The organism is Novosphingobium sp. BL-S-21, assembly GCF_055521655.1.
Genome location: NZ_CM145496.1, coordinates 1,667,482 through 1,685,077, shown reverse-complemented (window position 1 = coordinate 1,685,077; position 17,596 = coordinate 1,667,482). Strand labels below are relative to the sequence as shown.

At 66.5% G+C, this 17,596-nt stretch carries 20 protein-coding genes; 7 read left to right on the top strand and 13 right to left on the bottom strand.

Going from position 1 to position 17,596, the window contains the following annotated elements:
• Positions 1-19: 19 nt before the first annotated feature.
• The 6 genes from ACZ1J6_RS16420 to ACZ1J6_RS16395 form a co-directional block, all read right to left on the bottom strand.
• Positions 20-2,413, bottom strand: coding sequence for a mechanosensitive ion channel family protein (locus ACZ1J6_RS16420; protein ID WP_465127529.1), 2,394 nt, complete (start codon positions 2,411-2,413; stop codon positions 20-22).
• A 73-nt stretch (positions 2,414-2,486) separates the two neighbouring features.
• Positions 2,487-2,990 carry an META domain-containing protein gene (locus ACZ1J6_RS16415; protein WP_166675275.1) on the bottom strand — a complete coding sequence of 168 codons (504 nt, stop codon included), beginning with the start codon at positions 2,988-2,990 and terminating at the stop codon, positions 2,487-2,489.
• Positions 2,991-3,015: 25 nt separating this feature from the next.
• On the bottom strand, positions 3,016-3,147 hold the full coding sequence (locus ACZ1J6_RS16410; protein ID WP_465127528.1) for a hypothetical protein: 132 nt from the start codon (positions 3,145-3,147) through the stop codon (positions 3,016-3,018).
• A 185-nt stretch (positions 3,148-3,332) separates the two neighbouring features.
• Positions 3,333-5,783, bottom strand: coding sequence for an outer membrane protein assembly factor BamB family protein (locus ACZ1J6_RS16405; protein WP_465127527.1), 2,451 nt, complete (start codon positions 5,781-5,783; stop codon positions 3,333-3,335).
• A gap of 236 nt (positions 5,784-6,019) precedes the next feature.
• Positions 6,020-6,247: a DUF2171 domain-containing protein gene (locus tag ACZ1J6_RS16400; RefSeq protein WP_132264803.1), complete on the bottom strand. Its 228-nt coding sequence runs from the start codon at positions 6,245-6,247 to the stop codon at positions 6,020-6,022.
• A 141-nt stretch (positions 6,248-6,388) separates the two neighbouring features.
• Positions 6,389-6,649 (bottom strand): DUF2171 domain-containing protein, encoded by a 261-nt coding sequence (locus tag ACZ1J6_RS16395; protein ID WP_132264805.1) that lies wholly within the window; start codon positions 6,647-6,649, stop codon positions 6,389-6,391.
• Positions 6,650-6,979: 330 nt separating this feature from the next.
• On the opposite strand from ACZ1J6_RS16395, the gene ACZ1J6_RS16390 reads away from it, so the two are divergent.
• Positions 6,980-8,032, top strand: a complete 1,053-nt coding sequence (locus tag ACZ1J6_RS16390; protein WP_132264807.1) for a ribonucleotide-diphosphate reductase subunit beta — start codon at positions 6,980-6,982, stop codon at positions 8,030-8,032.
• A gap of 87 nt (positions 8,033-8,119) precedes the next feature.
• Here ACZ1J6_RS16390 and ACZ1J6_RS16385 read toward each other — a convergent pair whose 3' ends face one another.
• From ACZ1J6_RS16385 to ACZ1J6_RS16365, 5 genes are all read right to left on the bottom strand, one after another.
• Positions 8,120-8,635: a thermonuclease family protein gene (locus tag ACZ1J6_RS16385; protein ID WP_243654155.1), complete on the bottom strand. Its 516-nt coding sequence runs from the start codon at positions 8,633-8,635 to the stop codon at positions 8,120-8,122.
• 16 nt (positions 8,636-8,651) lie between these two features.
• Positions 8,652-8,999 carry a hypothetical protein gene (locus ACZ1J6_RS16380; protein ID WP_132264811.1) on the bottom strand — a complete coding sequence of 116 codons (348 nt, stop codon included), beginning with the start codon at positions 8,997-8,999 and terminating at the stop codon, positions 8,652-8,654.
• 85 nt (positions 9,000-9,084) lie between these two features.
• Positions 9,085-9,483 carry a DUF4870 family protein gene (locus tag ACZ1J6_RS16375; protein WP_465127526.1) on the bottom strand — a complete coding sequence of 133 codons (399 nt, stop codon included), beginning with the start codon at positions 9,481-9,483 and terminating at the stop codon, positions 9,085-9,087.
• A 167-nt stretch (positions 9,484-9,650) separates the two neighbouring features.
• Positions 9,651-9,863 (bottom strand): zinc-finger domain-containing protein, encoded by a 213-nt coding sequence (locus tag ACZ1J6_RS16370; RefSeq protein ID WP_132264813.1) that lies wholly within the window; start codon positions 9,861-9,863, stop codon positions 9,651-9,653.
• 174 nt (positions 9,864-10,037) lie between these two features.
• On the bottom strand, positions 10,038-10,607 hold the full coding sequence (locus ACZ1J6_RS16365; RefSeq protein ID WP_134094643.1) for an FMN-dependent NADH-azoreductase: 570 nt from the start codon (positions 10,605-10,607) through the stop codon (positions 10,038-10,040).
• A gap of 120 nt (positions 10,608-10,727) precedes the next feature.
• Between ACZ1J6_RS16365 and ACZ1J6_RS16360 the strand changes: the two genes are divergently transcribed.
• The 4 genes from ACZ1J6_RS16360 to ACZ1J6_RS16345 all read left to right on the top strand — a co-directional run bounded on the left by ACZ1J6_RS16360 (position 10,728) and on the right by ACZ1J6_RS16345 (position 12,834).
• Positions 10,728-11,153: a winged helix-turn-helix transcriptional regulator gene (locus tag ACZ1J6_RS16360; protein WP_465127525.1), complete on the top strand. Its 426-nt coding sequence runs from the start codon at positions 10,728-10,730 to the stop codon at positions 11,151-11,153.
• Between the two features lie 32 nt (positions 11,154-11,185).
• A complete protein-coding gene (locus ACZ1J6_RS16355) occupies positions 11,186-11,434 on the top strand; it encodes a hypothetical protein (protein WP_465127524.1) in 249 nt (82 codons plus the stop codon).
• Positions 11,435-11,516: 82 nt separating this feature from the next.
• On the top strand, positions 11,517-12,464 hold the full coding sequence (locus tag ACZ1J6_RS16350) for an ABC transporter ATP-binding protein (protein WP_465128257.1): 948 nt from the start codon (positions 11,517-11,519) through the stop codon (positions 12,462-12,464).
• Between the two features lie 37 nt (positions 12,465-12,501).
• Positions 12,502-12,834 (top strand): DMT family transporter, encoded by a 333-nt coding sequence (locus ACZ1J6_RS16345; protein ID WP_465128256.1) that lies wholly within the window; start codon positions 12,502-12,504, stop codon positions 12,832-12,834.
• Between the two features lie 2 nt (positions 12,835-12,836).
• On the opposite strand, the gene ACZ1J6_RS16340 is transcribed toward ACZ1J6_RS16345, so the two are convergent.
• The gene (locus ACZ1J6_RS16340; RefSeq protein ID WP_134094639.1) at positions 12,837-13,019 is read right to left on the bottom strand and encodes a hypothetical protein; all 183 of its coding nucleotides are present in this window, start codon (positions 13,017-13,019) and stop codon (positions 12,837-12,839) included.
• 257 nt (positions 13,020-13,276) lie between these two features.
• On the opposite strand from ACZ1J6_RS16340, the gene nadB reads away from it, so the two are divergent.
• The gene (gene nadB, locus ACZ1J6_RS16335; protein WP_132264823.1) at positions 13,277-14,905 is read left to right on the top strand and encodes an L-aspartate oxidase; all 1,629 of its coding nucleotides are present in this window, start codon (positions 13,277-13,279) and stop codon (positions 14,903-14,905) included.
• A gap of 124 nt (positions 14,906-15,029) precedes the next feature.
• Here the strand turns inward: nadB and ACZ1J6_RS16330 are convergent, their stop codons facing one another.
• Positions 15,030-16,502, bottom strand: coding sequence for a helicase HerA domain-containing protein (locus tag ACZ1J6_RS16330; RefSeq protein WP_465127523.1), 1,473 nt, complete (start codon positions 16,500-16,502; stop codon positions 15,030-15,032).
• A gap of 180 nt (positions 16,503-16,682) precedes the next feature.
• On the opposite strand from ACZ1J6_RS16330, the gene ACZ1J6_RS16325 reads away from it, so the two are divergent.
• Positions 16,683-17,555, top strand: a complete 873-nt coding sequence (locus ACZ1J6_RS16325) for an NTP transferase domain-containing protein (RefSeq protein ID WP_134094637.1) — start codon at positions 16,683-16,685, stop codon at positions 17,553-17,555.
• The last annotated feature ends 41 nt before the right edge of the window (positions 17,556-17,596 follow it).

The following is a 17,596-nucleotide window of genomic DNA, read 5'->3' as shown; positions in this document are numbered from 1 at the left end:
TGGCGCCCGTCGCGGCGGGCTAGGCGTCCCGATCCTTGCGGATGTGGATTTCGCGCTGGGGGAAGGGCATCTGGATGCCCTCCTTGCCGAACCGCTGGGCAATCGTGAAGCGGAGCTGCGAGGCGATCGCGGAACCATCCGTCGCATCGGGCACGAAGACGAGCAGGCGCAAGTTGACGGCGCTTTCCGCAAAGCCGTCCAGCGTCACCGTGGGCGCGGGCGATTGCAGCACGCCCGCATGGGTGGCGGCGATGTCTAGCAGGACGATGCGCACGTTCTCCAGGTCCGAGCCGTAGGCCACGTTCACCGGCACCACCACGCGGGCCAGAGCCGCGCCCAGGCTCAGGTTCTTGACGCTGCCGGTGATGAGCTGGGAATTGGGTATGATGATCTGGTGGCGGTCGAAGCTCTCCAGATGGGTGGACCGCACCGAGACCTTGCGCACGATGCCCGAGAAATTCCCGACCTCGATCCAGTCACCCTCGCGGATCGGCCGTTCGACCAGCAGGATGATCCCGCTCGTGAAGTTCTCGACAGTGGACTGGAGGCCGAAGCCCAGCCCGACCGAAAGCGCCCCGGCCACGAACGTCAGGCTCGACAGGTCCAGCCCGGTACTGGCGATGGCGAGCACGGTGGCGAGGACGACGCCGACATAGCCGATCATCGTCACGATCGAGGCCTGCGAGCCGCGGTCCAGCCCGAACTGCGGCAGCACCGTCAGGTCCAGCACGCGCTTGAGCCAGCGGGTGATCGCGTAACCGCCCAGGAAAACGAAGAAGAAGGTCAGCACGTCTCCGGCAGAGAGGTTGACGCGGCCGATGGTCACGCCGCTGCGCAGCGCCACGATGCCGTCGCCGATCTCGCGGCTGTTGTAGCCCCAGGTCACGGCCAGCAGCGGCAGCGTGCCGAGCGTGAGCAGCAGTCCCGTCACCATCGGGATGATGTGCAGGGTGCGGTGATAACGCTTGAGCCGGCCCTGGGCGAGCATGTCCAGCACGGCGGAGATCAGGCGGTGGAGGAAGATGGCGATGGCGATGATGGCGATGGAGGCAACGACGTCGGAAAAGATCTCGCGCGCGAGCACGATGTAGCCGATCGCGGCGGCGCTCACGCTGCCGATCACCAGGAGCTTCAGGACACGGCTGAACGGGGCGGCGAAATCGAGGGCATCGCCTACGGTGTGCTTTTCGTGCGCCTCTTCCTGGCGGCCGTCGCGCAGCAGGTTGGCCAGGGTCCAGATCAACCAGCCTCCGCCGATCAGCAGCAGGGCGGAGATCAGGTCGATCACGGTGCCGGAGGCGAAGCCGCCCTGTTCCAGCCCCTCCACCACGGCCTCCAGCGCCATGACGATGCCGATCCAGCGGACGGTCGAAACGCCCTTGTCCACCAGTTCCGGCCGCAATTGCACCAGTCGCAGTTCCGTGAAGGGGGATCGCAGCGTGCTGCGGCCCAGCCAGTGGGCGACGGCGACCATCAGCGCCGCCAGCACCAGCAGCACGCTCAGCGTGACCAGCGCGGGCATGGCCATGAACGGCTTCAGGACGAGGACGAAAGCGCCGATGGTGCAGCCGATGCCGAAGAACAGCACGATCGCGCCGGTCACGTCCTCCAGCACGACGAGAGGCAGGCGGCTTGAAAGCTGCTGGCTGGTGGGAATGCGCTTTTCCAGCGCGCGGCTGCCCGCGCGCAAGGCCCAGGTGGAGGCGAACGGCCCGAGCAGCACCAGCGCTGCGGCGCCCAAGAGGCGGCCGACCAGGCCGCCGAAGCCTTCCCTGGCGTAGGCCCCGGCCACATTGTGAGCCACCAGGCTCATGCCGCGCGACACGTCCCAGGCAAAATCCACCCACAGCCGCGGGTCCAGCACCGAGCGGGCACGCTCGCCCTTGCGCAGGCGTTCGATGGTAGAAATCCGGTTGTCGAGATCGGTCACCAGCGTTGCCGCGCGCGCCTGTGCCTCTCGGGCGCGCAGCACCGGGGCGAGCGCCACGGAGAGCTTTGCGTCCAGTGCCTTGCGCTGCTGGGTAATGGCCGAGGCCTCCGTCTTGCCGGTTTCGGGCAGCGGGCCGAGGGCATTGATCTGGGCCTGGATGATCCGCGCGTCCAGGTTGCTGCGATCGGCCAGTTCGCGCGCCAGGTCGCGGTCGGCGGCCAGACGGTCGCGCAGCAGGTTGAGCTTGTGCACTTCGTCGTAATCGAAGCGGCTGGGGGGCTTGCGCAGGATGGCCTTGGCGCTGGCGGCATCGGCCTCGAAGCCGGCGGTGAGGGCGGGGTCGGAGGCGTCGTCGGCTTTGGGCGGCGGAGGGGGCGCGTCCTTCTGGCGCACGGCGGGGACGGCCGAGGCCAGCACTTCCGGGACGGAAGGGTGCTGCGGCGGCGCGGCACCGACGAGACAGCAGGCTGCGGCCAACGCCATGCAGATGCGCGCCAACCAGGCTCGGCCCTGTCTGCGGTCGGTGCCGAAAGTGCGGGATGTCACGCCGGGCGGCTCAGAGCGGCGCGAGTTCGAAGATGCCGCCATCCATCTTGAGGGCAAGGAACAAGTGGCCGCCGCGCAAAGTATAGCTGGCCACGTCGGGCAGGCGGGCGGCAAGGGTCTGGCCGATGTCCGGCTGCGGGCAGAGTGCGCGCGTGGAGGCGACCGGACCGATCGACAGGGTGCCGCCTTCGCCGCTGGGCGCCGCCGTGTAAGTGGCGCGCCCGCGATTGCAGTCCAGCTGCATCCCCAGCGCGCCGTCGGCGGCGAACTCCAGGGTATAGCTCCGACCCTCCCCCGGCGTACTGGTGCCCTGGGCGTCATCCGAGGACTGGAACTGCACGAGTTTCCAGGAGGTGCCGGCCAGAACGGCGGGGCTGGCAGAAGGCGTGGGGGCCGGGCCTGCAGACGGCGGCGGGGCGCCGTCTGCCGCGCAGCCGGCGAGCGTGGCCAGCCCGGTCGCGAGGGCAAGGGCCAGGGCGGCGGTTGGGGCGGTAACGGCGGTAAACCTGTTCATTGCCTGGCTCCCGGTGCTGTTGCGGTCAGTTGGTAAGGCCGATGTTCCAGCGAATGCCCAGACGGCCGACGAAGCCCTTGTAGTCGCGGGTCGGCACGTTGGAATCGATATGGGTATAGCCTGCAAAGCCATAAAACGAGAAGCGCTTGTCAATCACGTGTTCCAGCCCGCCCGGAACGTCTTGCGGTTCGGGGGCGGCTGTTGATCGGAAACGTCCGTACCGATTCCCGTGTGTGCCAAGGTGCGGGCCACGGAAGAAGGCTCAGGAGAGCAGCGCGCGCCGCTCCGGGGCCTGTCGTCCCGCCGGCAAGAGCCAGGCCCTCCGCCCTTCTATGGCCCCGGCTACCGCGCCTGGGGGCGCGTGCCGGCGAGGGGGAAGCTGCCGAAGGGGCCGTTGGCGTTTTCGCCGCTGAGCTTGCCGTCGCGCACCGTGACGTCGTAGCTCACGGTGATCGGCATGGGCATCGAGGCCTTGCCCTGGAATTTCGCGCGGCCGTCCTTCACGCCCCCCGCGACTTCCACCGTGCCCTGGTCGGCGCTGACTTTGCCCGTCACCACATTGCCCGCCACCTTCAGGACCATGACCGCCTTCTGCGCGCCGACCGGGGTCTGGATCACGATGTTCCAGGTGCCCGCGAAGTCCTGCGGCTTTGCATGGCTGGCTTGCGCGGTCCTGGCCTTGTCCAGCAGCGCCTTCTGCTCGGCCGGGGCGGCCTGGGCCCTGGCGCGCAAGTAGAAGCGCATGGTTTCCAGTTCCTCGTCGGTGAAGGCGGGGAACGGCGGCATGCCGTTCATCTTGAGGGCGCCTTCCTTCACCACCTGCCGGAACGTGGCCGCATCGGTGATGATCGGGGAATAGCGCAGGTCCGGCGCGGCACCGCCGCCCACGGCGTTCCAGCCGTGGCAGACCAGGCAGGCGCGCGTGCCGAACAGCATGGCGCCGGCCTGGGCGCGGGCGAGGTCCGGCTTGAAGTCCGGATCGGTGGGCGGGACGAGGTCCGGCATGACGAAGGGCGGAATCGTGTCCTGGCCGTCCAGCGTGAAAGTGAGGACCCGGCGCGGCAGGCGATAGTCGGTACGGAAGGCGGCATTGCCGGGCGAATTGATCCCCGCGCCGTTGCCCCCGCTGCCGGTGATGACGGTGACGTACTGCCGCCCGTTCATGCGATAGGTGATCGGTGCGCCCACGATCGGGCTTTCGGTCTTGAACGACCAGAGCTGCTTGCCGGTCCTGGCGTCCCGCGCCACGAACCTGCCGTCGATCTGGCCCTGGAACACCAGGCCGCCGGCACTGGCCATGACGCCGCCCGGCCAGTTGCCCGGCAGCTCCACTTCCCAGGCGAGCGACTGCGTGACGGGGTTCCAGGCGCGCAGGAAGCTCTTGTGGCTGCCCGGCAGGTCCACTTCGGGGATCAGCGTCACGCCCATGCCTGCCGTGATCTCGCCGCCGCCCTTCTGGCCGTCGCCGATGAGCGCGCCCTGTTCGATGACCGGGAGATAGACCAGCCCGGTGAGCGGACTGTAGGCCTGCGGCATCCAGGAGTGCGCCCCGGTCGGCCCGGGCCAGAGTTCGAACAGGCCGGGCTTGCCGGCATAGCGGATTCCGGGATTTTCCACCGGGCGTCCGGTCTTGCCGTCGACATGGTCGGCCCAGGTGACCTTGGCGATCTTCTGCGCCGAGATGAACTGGCCGGTCGCGCGGTCGATCACGTAGAAGAACCCGTTCTTCGGCGCCTGCATCAGCACCTTGCGGTCCTTGCCGTCGATCTTCAGCGTGGCCAGCGTCATGTCGGTGGTGGCGGTGCAGTCCCACTGCTCTGCAGGGCAGACCTGGTAGTGCCACTTGTAAGCGCCGGTCTTCACGTCCACCGCCACGATCGAGGCGAGGAACAGGTTGTCCCCGCCGCCGGGGCTGCGCTTCGCCTGATTATAGGGAAAGCCGTTGCCGATGCCGAGGTAGACGAGGCCGAGTTCGGCATCGTAGCTGAAGGCGTTCCAGGCCGTGCCACCGCCGCCGCGGCGGGTGCCGTCGGGGTTTGTCCAGCCGCCGGGCCAGGTCTTGCGCATGACCGCTTCGGCTTTTTCGTTCCCGGGCGTCACCGGGTCTCCCGGCGTGGTGTAGAACCGCCAGGCGAGCTTGCCGGTTCGCGCATCGTAGGCGGAGACGAAGCCGCGCGCCGGGCTGATGTCCGCACCGCCGAAGCCGACGATCACCTTGCCGCCGAACACGCGCGGGGCGCCGTTGGAATTGCGCGGGGAATCGTCCGGGAAGTCGTATGTCTTCCAGACTTCCTTGCCGGTTCTTGCATCAAGGGAGATCACGTAGCCGTCCGTGGTGACAAGGAAGACGTGGCCCGCCCCGTTTTCGCCGGCCTCATAGGCGATGCCCTTGTTGCCCCAGGACATCTGGAGCGCCGAAGTCGCGCGCTCGCGCGTGCCGCCGTCGTATTCCCAGAGCTGCTTGCCGGTCACGGCATCCAGCGCGCGGATGTGGGAGTGGCCGGACGTGAGGAAGACCTTGCCCTCCGCCATGAGCGGCGTGCTGGCGGTATAGCCGGGTTCGAGGTCGAAGTGCCAGGCGAGCTTGAGCCGGCCTACCGTGTCGGTGTCGATCGCATCGAGCGGGGAATAATGGGCTTCGCTGCCGGTGCGGCCCCAGCTCGGCCATTCGTCCGGGTCAGTGACCATGGCCTGTTCGATCGGCTGGGCCGGCTTGTCGCAACTGGTCAGGGCGAGCGGCAGCAGGGCCGCGATCAGGAGCCGCAGCGCGGCAGTGCTTGGGCGTGCAATCACGGCTCTTCCCCCGTTACCTGTTATTCTGGCCCGTCTTCTGTTCTTGTTGCACGGGCTATCAGCCGCGCGCGGGCTTGGGAAGAGTTGCTAGCCTTTGTGTATCATAACTTGCGCGCCCATCGCCCGAGCGAAGAGCGGCGGCAGACGCAGGAACCCCGGCCGTCCGGGGGCGGGAGGCCGGGGTTCCGTCGGGAAGCGGGCGCGCTTCCCTTATCTGTCATCCAGGGACGAAGGCGTCAGTTGGTGCCGGCGCCCATGGGGATCGGCGTGCCTTCCTTCAGGTAGACGCGGTTGTCCTCGATGCGGTCCACGTTGTCGAAAGCGATGAAATGGTGGGCGCCATCGGAACTGTCGGACCGGGTGAGCTTGAGCTGGTCGTCCTTGACCTCGTCGATGGTCCCGACATGCTTGCCGGTATAATCGGTGACTTCCATGTGCTCACGGATGCGAAGCTTCTCGAACATGAGGGGTTCTCCTGTGCGGTTAAGAGTATCTGCCTTTCTAACGGCCCGCTTCGGCGCTTCGTTCCGGCATTTGGTCCCGCAGGCAAAACGGCTCGTGCGAGGCCGCGGCAGGGCGGATCAGGGTTCCCGCGCCCGGCGCGCTCAGGGCTCGGCCCCTAGTCCGAAGGTGGCATCGCCGCGCGGGGAGAGGAGGATCCGGTCGCCGTCGACGCCGTCGATCTCCGACACCGCGATGAAGGACGAGCCTTCGCCTTCCAGCACCACTTCCTGCCCGTCGACATGATCGACCGTGCCGATCGCGCTGCCGTCCGCCGCGATCACCGTCATACCTTTTTTGACGACGCCCGATTCGGTGGGCCAGGAGGTCTGGACGGGGTCGAAGTCCGATGGTGAAGGGGGCATGGCTTATTCCTCCGTGAAGGGCGGGACGGGCTTGTCGATAAGGGAGAAAGCGCTGCAAACCGGCCCGGTTCCACGATTCGCCACTTACCGCTGGCCCACAAGCCCTTGCGTCCCCATATTGGTCAAGGCGCAAGATGTGCCTTTTTGCTGTGCAAACTTTTGCCAACCCGCTCCAAAAACGATCAAATTTGGGTATCGTGGCGGGCATCGGCCCCGGAGCTTGCTCCGGGCCTCCAAGATCATGCGCCGGGAAAGGCGCGAAAGGCCGCATACCGGCCTTTCGAATCGCCCGGCGCCCCATGCGAATCGAACCCCCGGAGTTGTCCGCCCATGTCCCTTCTCGAAGCCCGCAAGACCTACAAGCCCTTCGAATACCCCTGGGCTTACGACTTCTGGAAGACGCAGCAGCAGATCCACTGGCTGCCCGAGGAAGTGCCGCTGGGCGAGGATTGCCGCGACTGGGCGCAGAACATCTCGGAGCATGAGCGCAATTTGCTCACCCAGATCTTCCGCTTCTTCACCCAGGCCGACGTGGAAGTGCAGGACTGCTACCACGAGAAGTACGCGCGCGTCTTCAAGCCGACCGAGATCAAGATGATGCTCACCGCCTTCTCCAACATGGAGACGGTGCACATCGCGGCCTACTCGCACTTGCTCGACACCATCGGCATGCCCGAGAGCGAATACGGCATGTTCCTCGAATACGAGGAGCTGAAGGCGAAGCACGATTACCTGCAGAAGTTCGGCGTCGACAATGACGAGGACATCGCGCGCACGCTGGCCATGTTCGGCGGCTTCACCGAGGGCGTGCAGCTCTTCGCCAGCTTCGCGATGCTGATGAACTTCCCGCGCTTCAACAAGATGAAGGGCATGGGCCAGATCGTTTCGTGGTCCGTGCGCGACGAATCGCTGCACTGCGAAGGCATCACCCGCCTGTTCCACGCCTTCGTGCAGGAGCGTAACTGCCTGACCAAGGCCGTGAAGGACGACATCGCCGACCAGTGCCAGACCACGGTTCGCCTGGAAGACGCCTTCATCGACCTGGCCTTCGAGATGGGTCCGGTCCCCGGCATGACCGCCAAGGACATCAAGAAGTACATCCGCTACATCGCCGACTGGCGCCTCAGCCAGCTGGGCCTGAACCCGATCTACCTGATCGAGGATCACCCGCTGCCCTGGCTCCAGCCGCTGCTGAACGGCGTGGAGCACGCGAACTTCTTCGAAACCCGCTCGACGGAATATTCGAAGGGCGCGACGCGCGGCAACTGGAACGACGTGTGGTCGAACTTCGATTCGCGCCGCAAGGTGAAGGCCAACGACGAAGTGCTCGTGGCCGACGGTACCGAACCCGACATGTTCGGTGCGACCGAAGCGGCCGAATAAGCCGGTTCACAAAGAAACAGGAAAGGGCCCGGGAGCAGCGCTTCCGGGCCCTTTTCCATGCCGGTCCGTTTCCTGGCGGTGTGCCGGTCAGCACCAGCTGCGGCGATGCCCCTGCCACTGCTCCGCCAGGCCTTCCTCCACCAGCGTCGCGCCCAGGCTGCGGCCTTTGCGGGTGACGATGCGCAGGGCGCGGCCGTAGCGGTCCTTGTCGCGGCCATCGCCGCCGGGCTGGAGCGTGAAGGGACCGGCGTTCAGCAGGGCGATCAGGCGGCGCGTCGCTTCCGCGCCGAGTTGCGCCTCGTCCCGGCACTCGGGCGTGCTGGTCTCGGGGGTGTTGATGTCGGCGATGCGGATCTTGGTGCCCTGGTACCAGAAGGTGTCGCCATCGACGACGCAGGTCTTGCGCACCGGACCCGAGCAATGGGCGAAGCGCGCGGTTTCGGTATCGGGCGCGGCGGGAAACAGGCCGCCGCCCAGCGTGGGCGCGCCACTGCGCTGGTCGTGCCAGAGATAGAGCCCGGCCACCAGAACGAGGGGCAGCAGCAGCCAGATCGAAGCCGGGTGCCAGCGCCGGTGCGAGGGCCGGCGGTAAGGTCTTGGCATGGGGGAAGAAGTGTCCTCAGGTTCCGTATTCGCGCGCATCTGGGGCGTCGAATTCGCCCCGGCAAGTGCGAATCAGCCTGTCCAGCTCATGATGGTGGAAAGCGCGCAGGAGACGGAAGCCCAGCGTGCCGTTGCCGCTCCAGCGCACCCGCGCCTCGAACGGCTCCGCGCCATCCGGGGCGATGAGCAGCACTTCGCCGTTCTCGATGGGGTCGGGCAGCAGGTCGGCAGGCATGACGCAGCCGATCCGGCAGCCTTCCTGCGACACTTCCACAAGAAGCCCGGTGCCGATCCGGCGTGACCCACGCAGGATGCTCGCTTCGCGGCGAAGGGCATAGCGCTGATGCGCACGTATTCTGAGCATGTTCACAGGCAGTCGCCCCCCGGCATCCCTTTAAACGATATATGGCGTATCATTCTTATCATTCGGTTACCGACGCCGGCGGCGTTCAGATCCACAAAGTCGATGGATCGGGCATGGGCTCGTGCTTCTGTGCATTGAGCAGGCTCATCACGCTGCGCGCGATCACCAGCACGGCCACGGCCATGAGCACCAGGAAGCCGATCACCACGACCAGGAGCAGCACGCCCAGGACCGAGCCGACCAGGCCGATCCAGAAGGTGTTGATCTGGTACTGGTAATGCGATCGTTCCCAACCACCCCCGGCTTCTCCGCGCCAGACGTAGGCAAGGACGACGCCCACGATCGCCGTGACGCCGGTGATGCAGGACGCCAGATAGAGCAGGCTGATGATCGTCGGGTGATTGAATTCGAAGCCGGGAGTCGTGCCGGGACCCCGTTCGGTATCCGGGCCGGAATTCGCCTTCATGCGGTCCAGGTCGTCCATGGCTTTCCTCCATGCTGTTCCCGGACCGGGATGCTGCCCGGTTTATGACAAGCGTGCAAGACTTGGATTTTCCCGCGTTCCCCGGCTGGGAGGACGCAAGTAGCTGGAAGAGGAAGGCAGGTTCGGGCGCCGGGCCGCCATGGGCCCGGTCGCGCCCGGAATGCGAATCAGGCTGCGCGCTGGTCGGCGGGGCCGTTCTTCAGGACGAAATGGCGGTCGCAATAGCCGCAGTCGACATAGCCCTTCTCGTCGATCTCCAGCCACACGCGCGGGTGGCCGAGGGCGGCGGGCACATAGTTGCCGGCGGCGCGGATGTCGGTGGCCCCGTCGCAGGAAACGCGGTGGGAATCGGTGTAGACGGTTTCGGGCTGCGTGCTCATGGATCGGCCGATTACCAAGCCTTCACGGGAATTTCCAGCGAGTCTTTGCTTGGTGGGCTCATCACTTCCGAATGGCTTGCGGCACCGGCCCGGGTCAAACCCGGGCCGGTGCCGCTCAAAAACGGGCGGGCGCCCGTTTGTGCCCGACCGCGCGGCCGGAAGATGCCTTGGATGTCAGGCCGGGACAGCCAGGGTCCCTGCTTCGGCAAGGGCGTCGGCAAGCGCCTTTTCACGAACGTCGGGGCCGATGGCGATGCCTTCGGCGAGCACGAAGATGGGATCGGTGATGCCGATGAAGCCCAGGACCGCGCGCAGATAGCTCTCGGCATGCTCGACCGCGGCGCCGGGCTGGCCTTCGCCGTAGTAACCGCCGCGCGAAAGGGCGATGTAGACCTTCTTGCCGCCGGCCAGGCCCTGCGGACCTTCGGCAGTGTACTGGAAGGTCTTGCCGGCCACGAGCACGCGGTCGAACCAGGCCTTGAGCTGGCTGGGGATGGTGAAGTTGTACATGCCCGCGCCGATCACGACCACGTCGGCAGCCAGGAATTCGGCCAGCTCAGGCGTGCCTTCAGGATTGCCGAGCACGTCGAGGGTGAGGTGCGGCAGGGCCTCGGCGGCGAGATCGCGGTAGGAAACCTCCAGCGAGGGATCGGCCTTGGTCAGCGAGGCGGTGATCGCGGCCGAAACGGCGCGGCTGACGGAGTTTTCGCCGAGGATGCTGGAATCGAGGTGGAGAAGCTTCATGACGTTTGGCCTTTCTGGAAGGGCAGTCTGGAAAATGGCGTTGGTCTGGAATAATGACTGGCTCTAGCTATGTTGCACTGCGAAGAACGCCAAGAGCGCATTTTTTCAGGACCAGGTACCATGAAGATGACTACCCTTGAGAAGCAGGTTCCCGCTGCGCCGGTCTCCGCCGCCGGGCCGGACATGGTGCATTCCGCCGGCGCCTGCCGGGTGATCGGGGATATCCTCAGCCGGGTGGGGGACAAGTGGTCGATGCTGGTGGTCATGACGCTGCTGGAAGGCGACCGTCATTTCAACGAATTGAAGCGCGCGATCGACGGCATCTCGCAGCAGATGCTCTCGCGCACGTTGCGGGCGCTGGAGCGCGACGGGCTGGTGCTGCGCACCGTTCATCCCAGCGTACCCGTGCGCGTCGAATATGCGCTCAGCGACCTCGGCCGCTCGCTTTCGCTGCCGGTGAAGGAACTGGGAGCCTGGGCCTTCGCCAACCGTCCGGCGATCGAGGCGAGCCGCAACTTCTTCGATAGCCGCAGCGCGGACAGCTGATCCGGGCGCCGAGGGCAGGACAAGGGGGCACCATGGAAGCGTTCGTCGTCCTGGGCACGGCGCTGGTTCTGCTGATCGCCATGCCGGCGCTGATCGGCCGGATGATGCGGCGCGCGCGGCGCAAGCGCAAGGACCGTGCGATCGGCATGGGGTTCGAGGGTGCTTTCGATGTTTTCGATCCTGCCCGGGCCCGCGCCTTGCAGACGATCCGGCAGCACCAGGAAATCGGCGAGGCGGACGAGGGCAACCAGGGCGAACTGATCGACCCGCCCCGGCACTGAGCGGCCGTTTTTCGGAACTTGAAGGGCCGGGGAGCGCATGCCGGGCCTTTACTGGGACGCCGTCCTGCCCCACATGCGGGCCATGACCAGCACGACGTCCGCCGCCATCTCGATCCGCGACCTCAAGAAGCGCTACGCCCCCGCCGGAAGCGGAGAGGGCAAGCTGGCGCTCAAGGGCGTTTCCTTCGACGTTCCGGAAGGCGGGATCTTCGGGCTGCTCGGCCCGAACGGCGCGGGCAAGTCCACGCTGATCAACATCATGGCGGGGCTCGTGCGCAAGACTTCGGGCTCGATCGATATCTGGGGCTTCGATATCGACAGGAACCAGCGCAACGCCAAGCGCTCGATCGGCATCGTCCCGCAGGAAATCGTGTTCGACCCGTTCTTCACGCCGTTCGAAGTGCTGGAGAACCAGGCCGGGCTCTATGGCATCACCAAAGTGCTGCGCCGCTCGGAAGAGCTGCTGCGCGCGGTGCACTTGTCCGACAAGCGCGACGCCTATGCCCGCACGCTTTCGGGGGGCATGAAGCGCCGCCTGCTGATCGCCAAGGCGCTGGTCCATCAGCCGCCGGTTCTGGTTCTCGATGAGCCGACCGCCGGCGTGGACGTGGAACTGCGCCGCCAGCTCTGGGAACTGGTGAGCGAACTCAACCGCGAAGGCGCGACCATCGTGCTCACCACGCATTACCTCGAAGAGGCCGAGGAACTGTGCGACCGGATCGCCATCATCAATCACGGCGAACTGATCGCCAACAGGCCGACCCGCGAACTGGTGGGCATGGCACGCGAGAAGATCCTGGTGCTGACGCTGGACCGCGACGTCTCGGCGCTGCCCAGCCACCCCGGCTTCCTCAAGTGCGAGATGACCGGGGAGCGCGTTCTCCAGATCACTTACGACAAGGACCGCAGCAACGCGGGCGAGATTCTTTCGGCCGTACAGGCGCAGGGCTTCGCCATCATCGACGTGACCACGCGCGAGGCGGACCTGGAGGACGTCTTCGTCAGCCTCACCAGTTCGGTCGCGGCGTGATCGCGCCGCTGGTAGGGTGCTGCCGTCAGGGATCGGCCTGGTGAGCTACCTCTACCTGGCGGTCGCCATCGCCGCCGAAGTGATCGCCACGTCGTTTCTCAAGCAGTCGAACGGGTTCACCCGGCTGGTGCCGACGCTGATCATGGCGGCGGGCTATATGGTGGCGTTCTATTGCCTGTCGCTGGCGCTGCGCGGCATGCCGACCGGCGTGGCCTATGCGATCTGGTCCGGCGCGGGGATCGTGCTGATTGCCGGGATCGCGTGGATATTCCAGGGGCAGAAGCTGGACTTGCCCGCGATCCTGGGCATGGCGCTGATCATTGCCGGGGTGATCGTGATGAACCTTTTTTCCCGGGCCGCAGCGCACTGACCTCAGGCGCGGCCTTCGGGGAATTCCTTCCAGACCCTGTGTGCATGGCGGCGGATCGTCCGGCTGCAGAGGCTGCAGATCGCCGCGTAATGCGTGCCGTCCCAATGCACGGAATCGCGGTCCGGCGCGTGCCGGTCGAAATGGCAGAACATGGTCTGGAGGGGGTGTCGGTAAAAGGCAGTCATCCCGGCATGCTCCCTGCAGAAGCTTCTTGAAGAATGCGGGTCCGAAAAACGCGGGCCCGAAGAAGCTGACCTTGAAGAAGTCGGTCGAGAAACGGTCCGGCTTTCTCTGCGCGGGCCGGTTTGGGGCGACGTTACCCTCTTAATGAATATCCGGCGAGTTTAGAGACTGTAACGCTGCACTGCAACATGATTGCGGGCGGGCTTGGCGGGCAAAGCTAAATATTGCGTGACGCGCCCAGTCCCGGCATGGAGCCGGAATGGTTACGAATATTGATCCCGTCCCCGCGCAAGACCCTTCCCCGTCCGATTGGCCGCAACACGATGTGATCGTGATCGGCTCCGGCGCGGCCGGGCTGACCGCGGCGCTGGAACTTGCCGACAAGCTGAAGGTCCTGGTCCTGGCCAAGGGCGGGCTGACCGGCGGCTCCACGGCCTGGGCGCAAGGCGGGATCGCCGCGGTGCTCGATGCGGGCGATACGTTCGACGAACATATCGAGGATACCATGGTGGCCGGCGCGGGCCTCAACCGGCGCGAAACGGTGGAGTTCGTGATCGAGCGCGCACCCCATGCCATCGAGCGGCTGGTCGAACTGGGCGTGCCGTTCAACACCGAGGGCAGCGAGCTTCACCTCACGCGCGAGGGCGGCCATTCGCATCGCCGTATCGTCCATGTCGCCGATGCTACCGGCTGGGCGGTGCAGAGCGCCTTGCTCAAGGCCGCGGAAGACCATCCCAACATCACGCTGCTGCCCGGGCAGTCGTGCATCGACCTGATCACCGGCCGGCACGAACTGCGCTATTCGGGTTCGGGGCGGGTCTGGGGCGTCTACGCGCTCGACGAGAAATCCGGCCGGGTCGCGGCGCATACCGCCCGCGCGACGATCCTGGCGACAGGCGGCGCGGGACGCGTGTACCAGTTCTCCACGGCGCCGCGCGGGGCCACGGGTGACGGCATCGCCATGGCCTGGCGCGCGGGTGCGCGCGTCTCCAACATGGAGATGATGCAGTTCCACCCCACCTGCCTCTACAATCTGGAGGTCAAGAACTTCCTCATCACCGAGGCCGTGCGCGGGGAGGGCGGGCACCTGCTCCACCCGGTCACCGGCCATCGTTTCATGCCCGACTACGACGAGCGCGCCGAACTGGCCCCGCGCGATGTCGTGGCCCGCGCCATCGACGACCAGATCAAGCGCTCCGGGCTGGACTACGTTCACCTCGATATCAGCCACCAGCCCGAGGAATTCATCCGCGAGCACTTCCCGAACATCTACGAGAAGCTGCTGGGCCTGGGCATCGACATGACGAAGGAGCCGATCCCGGTCGTGCCCGCCCAGCACTACACCTGCGGCGGCGTGCTGATCGACCTTGACGGCAAGACCGACCTGCCGGGGCTCTATGCAGCGGGCGAATGCACCGAAAGCGGGCTTCACGGCGCCAACCGGCTTGCGTCCAATTCGCTGCTCGAATGCTTCGTCTTCGGCGAATCCTGCGCGGCCCATATCCTGGACCACTGGGACGCGTTCGACAGTCCGCCCCCCGTCCGCGCCTGGGACGAAAGCCGGGTGATCGATTCCGACGAGGAAGTCGTCATCAAGCAGAACTGGACGGAAATCCGCCGGTTCATGTGGAACTACGTCGGCATCGTGCGCACCACCAAGCGGCTGGAACGCGCCATGCACCGCATCCAGATGCTCAACGGCGAGGTCGAGGAATATTACCGCCACTTCCGCGTCTCGACCGACCTGATCGAGCTGCGCAACCTGCTTCAGACGGCGGAACTCATCGTCCGCTCGGCGCTGCACCGGCACGAGAGCCGGGGGCTTCACTTCACGCTGGACTATCCCCGGGCCGAGGCCGAGCCACACGATACCGTGCTGGTGCCCTGAAGCGGCAATTCCGGCATGCCATGAACCGCGGGTCAGGACGAGAAAGCGGCGCGGAAACGAGCCGGCCAACGCCGTTTTTCCGCGGAGCAAGGGGCCTGCACCTCCTGCAGGCGGTCCTGGACCTTCAGCCCTCGACGGGTGCCGTCGTGACGCCAAGGTCGGGCAGGCCGACCGAGCGCTTGCCGGAGAAGTCCGTGCGGACCACGATCAGCCCATCCTTCTCCAGATAGTCGAGCAGGCGCGCGACGCGGCGGGGGCTGCTGGTGCCGTAGATCCGGGCCAGGGTCATGTCATCCGGGCAGGGCAACCCGTCCATCGCGGCGCGGGCGATCATGTAGAACGGCGCCAGCGCATCGTCGGGGACGTGCTTGGCAAGGTTCACGAGATCGAACCAGCGCTCGTCGTCGGGATCTGCGATACCGGCCATGGCGGCCGCGAAGCCGCGGCGGAACATTGTGGCGTCCACCCCGCGCACCGAGATGCCCTTCATGCGGCAGCGGATCGTGAAGTCCTGGAACAGCGTGGTCGAGGACTGGAACGTGCATTCCGGGTCCTGGGCCATGGTGTTGAGGATTTCGAGCATCGCCGCGCGGTTTTCCTCGGGCTCGGGTTCCGGGCGTTCGAGGCGCGGGGGCGCCGCGGCGGATGCCGGCTGGCCATGGGCGATCGTTTCGCTCAACGCGTCGACGTCCACTGCCGGGCGCGGTGCCGGGCGGGCGAATTCGGGGCGGTCCGGCTCGACGTGCAGATTGTCGTGCAGCAGTTCGCGCAGCTCGTCGGTCGAGGCGGTGGGCAGCGGCATCAGGCCGGGCGTGACCGACTTCGCGCCGGTCAGCACGGAGCCGATGTTGACCGCCACCGGGCGGCGGCTGATCGCCGGGCCGAGGCCGAGGAACTGGCCGCGTGCGAGGTCGCGGATCGATTCCGCCTGGCGCCGTTCCATGCCCAGCAGGTCGGCCGCGCGTACCATGTCGATGTCGAGGAACGTGCGTCCCATCAAAAAGTTCGAGGCTTCGGCCGCCACGTTCTTGGCCAGCTTGGCGAGACGCTGGGTGGCGATCACGCCGGCCAGCCCGCGCTTGCGTCCGCGGCACATCAGGTTGGTCATGGCCGCCAGGCTGACCCGGCGCGCTTCTTCGGAGACTTCGCCGGCCGCGGCGGGCGCGAACATCTGCGCTTCGTCCACCACCACCAGCGCGGGATACCACTGCTCGCGCGGGGCATCGAACATGGCATTGAGGAATTGCGCCGCGCACTTCATCTGCTGGTCGATTTCCAGCTCGTCCAGCGCCAGGACGACAGAGGCGCGGTGCTCGCGGATGCGCGCGCCGAGGCGGACGATCTCGCTTTCGGCATAAGCGGCGCCGTCGATCACGACATGGCCGAATTCCTCCGCAAGGCTGACGAAGTCGCCTTCCGGGTCGATCACCACCTGCTGCACGACCGAGGCGCTCTCTTCGAGCAGGCGGCGCAGCAGATGCGACTTGCCGGACCCGGAATTGCCCTGCACCAGCAGGCGGGTCGCGAGTAGTTCCTTGATGTCGATCTCGATCGACTCGCCCTGCGGGGTCTGGCCGATCACGATATTGGCGCTCACGTCTGCTGCCTTGGGCAAGCGGGCGGCGAGAGGCAAGCCGAAGCGGGCGCGTTATCCATAGCTTGAACATGCGGCGGCCGATCCGCCTGCGAGAATCGCGGAGTTCTGCGCCCGGCACGCGGCAGGGCGGTGGCCGAAGTCACGGCGCTGTCACAAGTACGGGGCATAGCGTCAGGGATCATGACTCCTCCGGTTTCTCCCGATATCGACGACATCGAACACCCACCCCTCCGCCTGGTCGTCCTGGCCGGTCATGGGCTGGGCCCGGCGGGCGTCGACCCTCTGGCGGAACGCTTCGGAGAGAAGCACCGCTGCCTGATCCCCTTGGCGGGTCGGCCGCTGATCGCCCATGTGCTGCAGACCGCCGCGCAGCATCCGCGCGTCGCCAGCCTGGCCGTCTGCGTCGAGCGTGAGGCGTTCGATCCGATCTGGGACGTGCTCACCCGCCTGCCGGGCAGGGGCACCATTGCGCTGGTCGAAGCGAAAGAGGACATTGCCGAAAGCGTGCGCGCCGCGGCGGAAGACTGGGACGGGCCGCTGCTCGTCACCACGGCCGATCATGCGCTGCTCAGCCCGGAATCGATCGATGCCATGGCCGACATGCTGGAGGGCTGCGACGTGACGTTCGCGCTTGCCCGGCGTGATGCGGTAGAGGCGGCGCATCCCAGCGCCTTGCGCAACTATATCGCGCTGCGCGACGGCGAGTTCGCGACATGCGATCTCTACGGCATGGCGGGGGCCCGCTTCGTCGATGCCGTGGACGTGTTTCGCGGCGCCCGCATCGGCGGACGGGAAAGCGCACGCATCCTGCGGGCGATCGGCCTGGTCGGGCTAGTGATGATCAAGTTGGGCATGGAATCGCTGTCGGGCGCCGTCGTGCGCGCGTCGCGCCGCATGGGCCTGCGGGTGCGCGCCGTCATCATGGCCGACGGCACCCAGGCCATCGATGTCGACAACGACCGGACTTACGCGATCGTGCGCGATCTGCTGGGCGACAGCACGCCTGTCTCTCCCGACGAACTCGGCAAAGGCGTGGCGCGCGCCGTCGCCTGAGGCATCCTGCTGCACTGCGGGCAGCGGCGCCGCGATCTGCT